Origin of the sequence: Novacetimonas hansenii JCM 7643 (assembly GCF_000964405.1) — a bacterium.
Lineage (GTDB): Bacteria > Pseudomonadota > Alphaproteobacteria > Acetobacterales > Acetobacteraceae > Novacetimonas > Novacetimonas hansenii.
On sequence record NZ_BANE01000004.1, the window covers coordinates 40,490 to 51,320 of the forward strand.

Annotated in this window: 8 protein-coding genes; 4 read left to right on the forward strand and 4 right to left on the reverse strand. The window is 54.1% G+C overall.

Annotated features, from left to right (window positions below):
- Positions 1 to 52: 52 nt before the first annotated feature.
- Positions 53 to 208, reverse strand: a complete 156-nt coding sequence (locus tag B7G66_RS18095) for a hypothetical protein (RefSeq protein ID WP_167613971.1) — start codon at positions 206 to 208, stop codon at positions 53 to 55.
- 362 nt (positions 209 to 570) lie between these two features.
- Positions 571 to 1,419 (reverse strand): FkbM family methyltransferase, encoded by an 849-nt coding sequence (locus B7G66_RS00260; RefSeq protein ID WP_003619639.1) that lies wholly within the window; start codon positions 1,417 to 1,419, stop codon positions 571 to 573.
- A 936-nt stretch (positions 1,420 to 2,355) separates the two neighbouring features.
- On the opposite strand from B7G66_RS00260, the gene B7G66_RS00270 reads away from it, so the two are divergent.
- Positions 2,356 to 3,615, forward strand: coding sequence for a DUF2075 domain-containing protein (locus tag B7G66_RS00270; RefSeq protein ID WP_040510758.1), 1,260 nt, complete (start codon positions 2,356 to 2,358; stop codon positions 3,613 to 3,615).
- Between the two features lie 12 nt (positions 3,616 to 3,627).
- Here the strand turns inward: B7G66_RS00270 and B7G66_RS00275 are convergent, their stop codons facing one another.
- Both B7G66_RS00275 and B7G66_RS17700 read right to left on the reverse strand, forming a co-directional pair.
- Positions 3,628 to 5,922: a GH92 family glycosyl hydrolase gene (locus B7G66_RS00275; RefSeq protein WP_003619642.1), complete on the reverse strand. Its 2,295-nt coding sequence runs from the start codon at positions 5,920 to 5,922 to the stop codon at positions 3,628 to 3,630.
- A gap of 357 nt (positions 5,923 to 6,279) precedes the next feature.
- Complete coding sequence (locus B7G66_RS17700; RefSeq protein ID WP_159107933.1) at positions 6,280 to 6,714, reverse strand: hypothetical protein; 435 nt, start codon at positions 6,712 to 6,714, stop codon at positions 6,280 to 6,282.
- 6 nt (positions 6,715 to 6,720) lie between these two features.
- Here B7G66_RS17700 and B7G66_RS00280 point away from each other — a divergent pair, with 6 nt between their 5' ends.
- The 3 genes from B7G66_RS00280 to B7G66_RS17705 form a co-directional block, all read left to right on the forward strand.
- Positions 6,721 to 9,333, forward strand: coding sequence for an ATP-binding protein (locus B7G66_RS00280; RefSeq protein ID WP_159107934.1), 2,613 nt, complete (start codon positions 6,721 to 6,723; stop codon positions 9,331 to 9,333).
- Positions 9,330 to 10,046 (forward strand): response regulator transcription factor, encoded by a 717-nt coding sequence (locus B7G66_RS00285; RefSeq protein WP_003619646.1) that lies wholly within the window; start codon positions 9,330 to 9,332, stop codon positions 10,044 to 10,046. The genes B7G66_RS00280 and B7G66_RS00285 overlap by 4 nt, the downstream gene beginning before the upstream one ends.
- Before the next feature lie 495 nt (positions 10,047 to 10,541).
- The coding region (locus B7G66_RS17705; protein WP_200146814.1) for a hypothetical protein at positions 10,542 to 10,831 on the forward strand (290 nt) is incomplete at its 3' end.

Genomic DNA, 10,831 nt, shown 5'->3' on the forward strand with positions numbered 1-10,831 from the left:
AAGGGTATCAGGGCCGGATGCGTCTTACGCGATAGGCGTGGCGGCATGATTTTTACCTGCGTCCCGGTGCGCCATACTGGCTGCCGTAACCACCACGATGATAACCGTCATGCCAGTAAACGGGATGGCGATCACGATGGGCGGCATGGCAGCCAGCGATGGAAAGGCCAAGAGCCATGATGACGAAGATATTGAATGGGCGCATCATAAGATGTCCTGACTGGATAGATGTTTGGAACGTGCAGGATCGCAAAAGGTTCGGCATGTTCCGGGGACTGCCGGGATAAGTAACTTTTTAAAAAGTAGCAAAATGTGATATTTGCCGCTTAGAGACTGTTAGAAAACAAATCATTAATAAAAAACAAGAAAAGTTTTTGGGTGCTGCCTTTTGATCGAAAAAAGTGGCATCTTCTGAAGCTTTGTTAGAAAAATATCCACCAAAACCTTTATAATTTCAGTATGTTATTGAGTCTGACTTTTTGAACGGCTGCTTATATCCCAATGACTAGACACATCAAAACTACACTGCCCGGCAGGGTTGGGCCTGCCGGGCAGTCTGCTTATTCTCCCTTATTTTCGTGATAGAAGGATGTTGCCGCGACTACGTGCCTTGCGGCGATATCCGGCTTTAGCCAACCTGCCCATCAGGTCTGATTGCCAACGATCACGTTCACTGTATTCAATGATAATATGACCGGGTAGCAGGCCGACAGGTGCGGTATCCAGAAAGGGCAGTAAGGCCCTATCCTCATATCCTTCAATATCGATCTTCAACACATCAACATGATTTACTTGGGCGTCTGTCAGGATATCAAGCAAGGGTCGAATACGAACGGTTTCTCCTTCACCCTGACCAATGCTACCACTCCCATAATCCATATTGGTCTGGATCAGGGTGCCGGGCTCATCCCTTTTACCTACGGCTGCCTTGACCAAAAAAGCTTTGATCCCGTTAAGGGCCATGTTGGTGGAAAGTCTTTCAAAGACAATGCCATTGGGCTCAATGGCGATGATCCTGGCCTTTTTGGTGGCAGCAAACAGGGAAAAGAACCCCATATTTGCCCCGATATCAACGAAGGTACCACCAGTAGGCAGGCATTTGTCCAGCCATCGCCATTCTTTGGCATTGTAGCAGTTTCCGCAGACCGCTGACTTGGCATCAGTCTGGTTATCCTGTGGATAGAACCGAACTTTCAATCCGAACAGATATGAATCCACAGGGCCTTTACATTCCTGCTTGAACCTTTCGACAAAGGGGCGTCGAAAACGCATATATCCAAACAGGGTATCGAAAAATACCGTGCGTATCCGTTTCTGTATTTTGGTTGGGGGATAAGTTCCGAAGGGAAGTATGTTTATGTTATGTTCCTGAATGGGCACAACAAATGGCGGTGATTCCGCCACCTTTTGAAGTATCATTATTCACCATGTTTCATCGCCCTACGACAGGCGTGCTTGCACATCAACGCCTTTTGGCGTCGGGTGGGTCGTAGCGTGTGAAACAAGGTGAACTCACGCCCTACCTATTCCCCAGACGATAAACAGCACATACTGTTCACCGCTGGACCATAGTCCGGGTGTTGTATTCGGCAGGCCACCCGACATAGGGGCCTCCTTGTTTCAACGGCGCTACGACACGCCACCTCACACTATAGCACATGTAGGGTTGCACTACTACAGTCAAATCTAAGACACTGATTTAAAACAATATTACAAAAATATAGCCTAATTTTTTAGCAGCTATCATGAATATGTATGGGGGATGTTTGATCGGTGTTCATGCCAATGAACTACGGCGCGGACCTCACTGATGAACAGTGGGATTGAGCAGGCATGACATTCCAAGGACAGGGTCAGGCGCTTGCCCAAGGGAAATAAACATGCATCGGCATCATTGATGCCATCATGTATATGGTAACGCATTGCTGTAAATGATGTGGGGTGTCCACGCATTTCCTGTCGTAGCACACGGTCTGTAAAATACGGGTGATGGCGAACTGTCTATTACACCTTATGTAATATGGTGATAAAAGCTGCCGATGTGGAGGTGCAACCCGCAATATGTGTAATTAACAGCCGTGGCATCGAACAGGAAAATCCGCCAATGCCGAGATCAAAAATTTTTGGAAATTTTCAGACCCTGATTGAATATTTTACCTTGTTTTGATAATTTTCCAAATAGGCGACAGGATCATGGTCGGTGATCTTATATGCTGGCATTGGGGCGGTCATGAGTGATGGAAATCAGGACAGGTCTGCACAAAAAGTATTTTGTAAAAATCCGAAAAATTCATACCTGTCATGGTATATTTTGCAACCGGATTTCCAGATCCTCTCCTTGGCAGGTAAAAATATATGATTAAGCCTCTCCTTTCCCGTAAGGACAGCGCAGTGTCGCGTCTTGCGCCTACGATGGCATTAACACAGGGACAGGATGCCCTGATGGCGGAGGTGCTGTCTTTCTGTCGCGCCCATCAGGCGGATGACCACGCGGTGTTTGTGATTGAGGGGGATGCGGGTACTGGAAAAAGCCTGCTGCTTAATACCCTGTTTACCGCGATACAGCAGGCGGCACGGGGGCAGGATATTCATGATCCGCTCTATGGCACCCATAATTTCCTGTTGGTCAATCATCCGGAAATGATCAAGCTTTACCGTAATATTTCACAAAATCAGACTGCACTACGTAAAAAAGATTTCGAACGTCCGACAACCTTCATAAACCGTGCATATGGTGGGGCGCGACGTGCCGACATAGTTTTGGTGGATGAAGCCCACCTGCTGTTGACCCGCAGCGATCCTTATAACCGTTTTCGCCAGAATAACCAGCTTGAGGAAATTATCCGCCATGCGCATGTCGTGGTGATTATCTTTGATGCTCATCAGGTTCTGAAATTCAAGAGTCTATGGGATGGTGCCTCCCTTGCGCGATTGCTGTCGGGCGTTCCGGTCGTGACACGGCGATTGGAACATCAGTTTCGTATGCATGCCCACACGGATGTCATGCAGTGGATACGTGCGCTGCGGGATGGCATCCTGCGACCACTGCCCGCACCGCAAACGTTTGATTTCCGTGTTTTTGATGATGCACAGGACATGTATGACGCCATCAGGCAACGGGACATGCAATATGGTATGTGTCGGATGCTGGCGACCTATGATTATCCCTACATACTGAATGGACAGGATCATTTCATTACAGAAGGGCGTTTTCACCTGCGTTGGGATCGTGCCATGCCGCAGGCCCGCCTGCCGTGGGCGGAACGGCCCGATACGATTGACGAAGTGGGGTCGGTCTATACCATCCAAGGGTTCGACCTTAATTATGCTGGTGTCATCCTTGGGCCGTCTGTCACCTATGACCGCGCGACGGATCGTATCGTGATCGACCCCTCCCGTTACGAGGACCGTGCGGCCTTTACCGGTCGGGACGGGGTGGAGAACCCGGCAAAGGTCATGGTACGGATCATTCTCAATTCAATCAACGTCCTGATGACCCGTGGGGTAAGGGGGCTGTATATTTACGCAAGCGAACCAGGACTACATGCCCGTCTGGCGCGATTGTGGGAGGAACGGCAGGTTTCTGATGCACCCCAATCTGGGGAATGTTTATAATATATACCATGTTCAGCGTTTCGGCGTGGCCTGCATGACAAAGCGCAGTTCTCCTCCTTTGAGGATATCTTCGTGTCGCAGATGCAGAAGGTCCTGTGTCCTGCCATTGAGGGTCACGGACGCAACATAAGGATGGCCAGCATCCAGCCCATCCGCCACCATGGTAAAGATGCGTCCGTTGGGCAGATGAATAACCGCCTTGGGAACGAACGGCCGACCGATGGTGTAATCATTGCTGCCTGGTGCAACGGGATAAAAGCCCAGCGCGGTGAACAGGTACCATGCCGATGTCTGCCCCAGGTCGTCGTTACCAGCCAATCCGTCGGGGCGGGCATTATACTGGCTGTCCATGATCTGTTGCAGACGCTGCTGTGTTTTCCATGGCGCACCGGCATAGTCATAAAGATAGGCGATATGGTGGCCTGGTTCGTTGCCATGCGCATACCATCCGATCAGCCCGCTGATATCCTCAACATTTTTGAATCGGGCAGGATCGACTTTCGTATCAAACAGTTCGTCGAGCCTGGTGGTGAATTTCTCATTCCCTCCCATTGTCGCAATCAGGCCGGGCACGTCTTGTGGCACGTACCACAGATATTGCCAGGCATTGCCCTCGGTATAATCGCTGCCATAGGCTGCGGCGGCAGGGTCGAAGGGAGTGTGGAATTCCCCTGTGCTCAACCGGGCCCGGAGGAACCCGGTCTGTGAATCCCATTCATTGTGCCAGTTACGGGCGCGTTTTTCAAAGGTCTCGGCAATGCGTGTCCTGCCCATCGCACGTGCCATCCGCGCAAGCGACCAGTCATCATAGGCATATTCCAATGTCTTTGACCCGGCTTCGGCTTCCCGGTCGATCGGGACATAACCAAGCTTCATGTAATCTGTCAGGTCGCCGTAAACGGGTGATGTGGCAGATGCAACCATCGCATCGAGTGCGGCATCCGCGTTAAACCCCCGCACCCCTGCCAAATAGGCGTCTGCGATGATCGGCACGGCGTGATATCCGGTCATGCACCATGTTTCCAGCCCCTGATAGGACCAGATCGGCAGCACGCCAACCGGGCTGGCCTGTTGCGCCGCAAGAAGGGAGCGCACGAACTGTGAACTCATATCTGGACGCAGCAGCGCCATGAGCGGCTGTTGCGCGCGATATACGTCCCATGTGGACCATGTGGAGTAGAAGCCAAAGCCACGCGCCTTATGGACTTCCTGATCCGGGCCGCGATAATCCCCGTTGGCATCCATGCTCAGGGTAGGGGCAAGCATCGCGTGGTAAAGCGCGGTATAGAACTGTGTGCGTTGATCAGTTGAGCCTGAGACGTCAATGACCGAAAGTGCCCGGTTCCATGCGGTTGTGGCATCGGCACGGCGCGCATCGAAATCCCAGCCTCTGCCCTCGGCCTCTAGGTTGGCGATGGCATTTGTCTCGCTGATGGGAGAGATTGCGACCTTCACCCCAAGTGGCGTGGAGAGAGTGCCGAAATCGAATACAGCCTCGACAGCGCGGCCATTCTGCTCATCGGGGTCAACGGGGGCATTCCCTGGTCCACGGAACCCGTGATAGGTCAGGTTGGTTTCGCGATTATAAAGGGTCCGCGCGACCATCGGACGTGAAAAGCGCATTGCAAAACATGTGGTCCGCCCCGGTGCCCACCCACGTGTGGTGCGACAGCCCGACACGGTTCCGTCTGAACGCACGCGCAGGCGCGTCCACAGCACTTTTCCCGGATAGTCATAGATGCTGGGGCGCAGGTCCAGCAGGATATGTGCGGGTTTGTCCGTGGGAAAGGTATAACGATGCCACCCTACCCGCAATCCGGCCGTCAGTTCAGCACGGACACCATAATCATCCAGCGTTACGGAATAAGATCCGGGATGTTCCTCCTCGGTCGCATGGCGAAAGCGTGAGCGATAGCCACTTAGGGGCTTGGCCGGATCGCCGGGTTCCATGCGGACATCGCCTGCAATGGGCATCAGCAGCCAGTCGCCAAGGTCGGAATGCCCCGCGCCAGAGAAGTGGGTCTGTGAAAATCCCATGATGGTGGGGTCATTATACTGGTATCCCCCGGCCCAGTCATAGGCATGGTGGAATTCCGGCATCGCGGTGTCGGGAGAAGGCTGGATCATGCCGAATGGAATGCTTGCCCCGGGGAAGGTATGTCCGGCGCCGCCCGTACCGATGCGCGGGTCCACCATGTCGGCGGGCGAGGGGGCATGCTGCATGCTGGCATGCCCGCTGCATGGGAAAATGAAGGCGGTAGCCGCCAGCATGACGGGCAGGCCGTACAGGATCGGGCGGCGTTTCATGAATGCATCCTGTCTTGGCTGTGGATCATTACGGACACGGCATTTTACATGACATGGTGGCGGTGTCATCCCGCGTCCTGAAGGGGGCTGGTTCCGGCGGAAAACATCCTGCCCCGTCATACCGGTTTCCGCGACAGGTTCCTTCAACGGGATGAATTGTCAACCCACGTTGACAAACTCACTTTTTTTTCGATTGTCACGCTTGTGCGCCGGGGGCAAATTATGACCATACTGCATAACTCCTACACAACCATGAAAACAGTAGCGTCAGCACCATGTAATTACAAATTGCCATGACAAGGGAAACCTGATCAGAAAGCGTTGCCAGAGATATATGTCGAATGTCGGGTGCGTCTGTCATGTATGTGCCGGCAATCGGGATTGTAATATCTCTGCATCAGGCCATGGCCGCGGATCGCGGGATATATGTGTGGTTTTTACAAATACGCTCCGTAATAAAGAAATATTTAATTTTACCCCAGGATTTCTGTGTCCTTGCGGTTTTTTTCTGATGCATGGGCAGGCGATGGCGCCCCGCACTGCACCGGCAAAGGGGACATGATGCATTTCCAGCGTCTTCCAGGTGGCCGGGGCTGGCATTTCTGGTCGATATTGATTTTTTTGGTATCGATTGGTCTGGTTGCAGGCGTTCATATTTCCGGCGCCGTGGCAGAGGATCTTTATCGGGCGGTTGTAGGCAATGGCGTCATTGACCTCAGGCAATGGGATGCACGGCACACCATTGCCCTGGATGGTGACTGGCAGGTTTTCTGCAGGTTGGATGGGGCACATCTGTCCATGCCTTCAGGGGATGCGCTGGTGCCGGATGCAACGCTCCACGTGCCCGGCCTGTGGAACACCACCAACATCTGTCGGCGGGTTAATGATAATCGACCTGCCGGGTTTGGGGCACTTACCTACCGCATGGTGGTGCGTCTGCCACAGAACGTACCGCAACTGACGCTCCAGATTCCGCAGATCCTGTCGGCATCGCGCGTGTGGGTGGATGGGCATGTGGTGTCCCAATCAGGGGTGCCGGGCCTGCATGCGGGTGATGAAACGCCGCGCACCCTGCTGAACCAGTACGTGTCGATTGAACCGGGGCATTCCACGCTTACCCTTGCTGTGGAGGTTTCGAATCATTTCCATTTCGAGGGTGGGATCCTTGGCCCCGTTCTGGTCGGTGGGCATGATGACCTTCGGCAGGCGCTTGAATTCCGGCTTGTCTTTGACGCCGGGGTGTTGGGTGCCCTCCTGATCCTTGCCTTCTATATCGCCGCTTTTGGTGTCACGACCCATTCACGTGGATGGGGCTGGCTTCTTGTACTGATCATCTTCCTTGCCGCGCGTCTGGGCTGCACCAGCGGCCTGCTGGCACGGATGTTTCCTTCGCTGTCTGCTACATTCCTGTATCGGCTGGAATACCTGACCATTTACATGTCATGGCCGATCTATTTCCGGTTGCTGTGGGAGTTTTTTCCGGGGTGTCTGCATCGTTTCGCGGGGCGGTTTATACAGGTTTCGGCCGCGATGGGATGCCTGCTGACGATCCTGACCCCTGTGGCGCTGTTTACCCGGTTTCGCGATGTCTCCATCCTGTTTTTGATATGTTCCGCCTGGTACTACACATGGTGTGTTATCAGGGCGATCCGTAACAAGGAAAGCAGTGCTGAAATCCTTGGCCTTGGCGTCGTGATCTTCATTACCTGCGTCCTGCATGATGGCATGATGTATGCCCACTGGTGGCGGTATGGAACCGACCTTGCGCCACTTGGCGGGCTGATGCTGCTATTTTTCCATATCATTATCCTTGGACAGCGTTTCGTGGCGTCACTCAGCCATGTGCGTATCCTTTCGAATGACCTGGCCCTTTTGAATGCCAGCCTTGAGGCGCAGGTCTCTGAACGCACGCAGCAGATTGAACTTACGTTGGCCGAATTGCATCGCGCCAAGGACCGGGCGGAAAACGATGCGCGCAACAAGGGGCGTTTCCTTGCGCATCTGAGCCACGAGGTAAGAACACCGCTGAATGCCATATTCGGCATGACAAGCCTGATGCTGCGCGATAGCCCGCGAGAGGACCAGAGACGCAGGCTTGAACTCATGCGCTTCGAGGGGGCAGGGCTTGTGCGGCTTCTGGATGACGTACTCGATATGGCCAGCCTTGAGACTACCCGGATCGAGATTGTCCATGTGCCCTTCAATCTGGAGGATCTGTGCACGCAGTTTGCGGATGTCATGGTGGAACGCTGTGCGGAAAAGGGATTGGCGTTTACACATGAATTCGATCCCCTGCCGACGACGATATCGGGTGATCCGACACGGCTGCACCAGCTTTTGGGCAATGTCCTCGATAATGCGCTGAAGTTCACACAAACAGGTTCTATCAGGTTTGTTGTCCGGGCGGAGCACTGCGGCCCGGGTGTGTGGGAGATCGCATTCGAACTGACCAACACCGGTCCCGGAATCCCGCCACATGTGCTGAACCGTGTCTTTGATGAATTTGTACGTGGCCCGGATACGGAATTCGTACCGGGATCAGGCCTGGGCCTTGCCATTGTCAGCCGACTTGCCGTTGCAATGGGGGGGCGCGTTTCACTGGACAATATTGATGGTGGCAGCAGGTTCACCTTTACCTTACCCCTTGGCGAGGTCGGTGCGATCCCGGTTGCGACCACGCAGGGCGCGTTGATACCGCGTGTCGGCCTGTCGGTCCTGCTGGTGGAAGATACGCCGGAAAACCGGCTGGTCATGCTGGAAATGCTCGTCCCTTACGGAATGGATATTGCTGTTGCCGCCTCCGGGGCGGAGGCGCGTGCGCAACTCGAAAGTGGATATTTTGACGTGATGCTGCTCGACATGGTGTTGCCCGACATGCAGGGGGAGGATCTGGCACGATATGTCCGTGCAAGTGCCGACGCCACGACAGCAGCAATGCCGATCATTGCCGTGACGGCAAATGTCATGGGGCCGGATATCATGCGTTATCGGGCAAGCGGCATTAGTGATACCGTTGCCAAACCTGTTTCCTTCGATGTGCTTTTGTCCACTATCGCTACTTTGTGTGGGGGGGGCATGCGCAAGGGGGGCGAAACTTCGGATGCCGGTTTTTCCATCGCGGCTGAAATGCCTGTCTTTGCCGCTGCATGTCGGGAGTGCCTGTCGGAAATACGCGACGCCATGGCCCGGGAGGATGGGGAGTGTATACGGCGCGTGGCCCATCGGATGCGTGGCAGTGCGCCTGTCTTTGGGTTCGCGGGTCTTGGGCGTATTGCGATGGACGTTGAAAAGGTGCTGTGCGCGGACCCGGCGCGCCTGGATGTCGCGCATCACCTGATGGCGGCGCTGGAGGCGACGATTGCGCGTTTTAATCCTGCCGAACAGACCATTTCCAGAAAAGTTGTCACATGAAACACGATGGTCCCATATCTGAGGCACAAGCGATCCTGCTTGTCGAGGATGCCCCGGAATTACAAGGTGTGATGCGGCGTTATCTGGAACGGTGCGGCTACCGGGTTACGGTTGCGGGCAGTGTTGCGGAAATGCAGGAAAAATGGGGTGCCAGCCTGCCTGATCTCGTGCTGTGTGATATTAACCTGCCTGATGGTGACAGCCGGGAGGCCGCGCGCAGGTTGCGCATACATGACCATGCCGCGCTGATTTTTGTCACCGCCCGCGACGAGGTTTCTGACCGTATCCAGGCGCTTGACGATGGTGGTGATGATTATGTGGTCAAACCGGTCGTCCTTGACGAACTCGCGGCAAGGGTGCGTAGCGTCCTGCGGCGCAGGGGCAGCAGGTCTTCCTTCCTGATGGTAGGGAACTGGCGCCTTGACCTTGTGCGCAAGCAGCTTGTCTCCCCCGGTGGGGAACAGGCAGTCATGACGGGGGGGGAATTTTCGCTGTTGATGGCCATGGCTGTATCGGTCGGGAATGTCGTGTCGCGTGACGTGTTGCTGGAGGCCATCGGCAGGCGGGATGACCGTGATGTTACCGTCCGCACGGTCGATACGTTGATAACGCGGTTACGTCGTAAAATACCACCGGCCTCCACGGCGCGGGACCTGCCACGCCCCGTGATCCGTACAGTGCGGCGCAGCGGATATCGTCTCGACCTTGTTTAAAAAACATTCGATATATCCGTTCACTATGCAAAGTTATCTGATCGGAATGACTTGTTAACGCAGGTTGACAAAATCATCGTCTTTCCGGTTGTCACCACCCTCTGTCGCGGGCAAACTTCGGGATGTGAACTGACAGGATATCTGCGCCGTAAAACAGGATGCCACCGGATATGCCCGGTGATCCCGGAATGACAGGGGTATGGAATATGGGATTGAAAAACTTTTTAAAAATATAAGAAAAATAAATTCATGAAATATCGGGTTTTTGAAAATAGATGCCGATTGCATGTCTGATATGGGGACCAGATCGGTGATGTCCCATGTATGTGCATGTTTTTCACAAACCTTTTCCTGTCAGGGAATTATCTGAATTTATGTCCCGAAATCAGGGACTGCGCCGGACGTAAATCGTTCCGATATTGCAACGTAATATCGTTGGAAATGTGTGTTTTCCCCCTATCATTTCCAATGCAATGCCACCCAGGATTTGTCTTGATGCATAACAGCCCCCTTCCTGCTCGGGTCACCCGTTTTCCTGCGGGTGGCAACCCACACTCCTATCCGCGTTTGCAGCATGTTCTGCGTGCAGGCACCAGTCTGTCGCGTGCTGTTTCATCTTCGCCGTGGTCGGTTGCCGTGCTGGCGGCCTTGATCAGTACGGGCGTGCCCCATGTGGCGATGGGACAGAGTGCTGGCGGGGTGGTGGCGTCGGCTGGATATGGCGGCGTGGGCGGTGCCGGTAATGGTGGGGGCGGCGCTGGTGGCGGTTGGCCCGCAACTTCGCT

Bases quoted from the DNA above. Each gene is read 5' to 3' on its own strand.
- B7G66_RS17700 (WP_159107933.1), bottom strand. From the start codon at position 6,714: ATGTGCCCCATCCAACCTGCAGAAAACCTGCCAGTCACCATCCAGGGC.
- B7G66_RS00260 (WP_003619639.1), bottom strand. From the start codon at position 1,419: ATGATACTTCAAAAGGTGGCGGAATCACCGCCATTTGTTGTGCCCATT.
- B7G66_RS00270 (WP_040510758.1), top strand. From the start codon at position 2,356: ATGATTAAGCCTCTCCTTTCCCGTAAGGACAGCGCAGTGTCGCGTCTT.
- B7G66_RS00280 (WP_159107934.1), top strand. From the start codon at position 6,721: ATGCCTTCAGGGGATGCGCTGGTGCCGGATGCAACGCTCCACGTGCCC.
- B7G66_RS00285 (WP_003619646.1), top strand. From the start codon at position 9,330: ATGAAACACGATGGTCCCATATCTGAGGCACAAGCGATCCTGCTTGTC.
- B7G66_RS00275 (WP_003619642.1), bottom strand. From the start codon at position 5,922: ATGAAACGCCGCCCGATCCTGTACGGCCTGCCCGTCATGCTGGCGGCT.
- B7G66_RS18095 (WP_167613971.1), bottom strand. From the start codon at position 208: ATGATGCGCCCATTCAATATCTTCGTCATCATGGCTCTTGGCCTTTCC.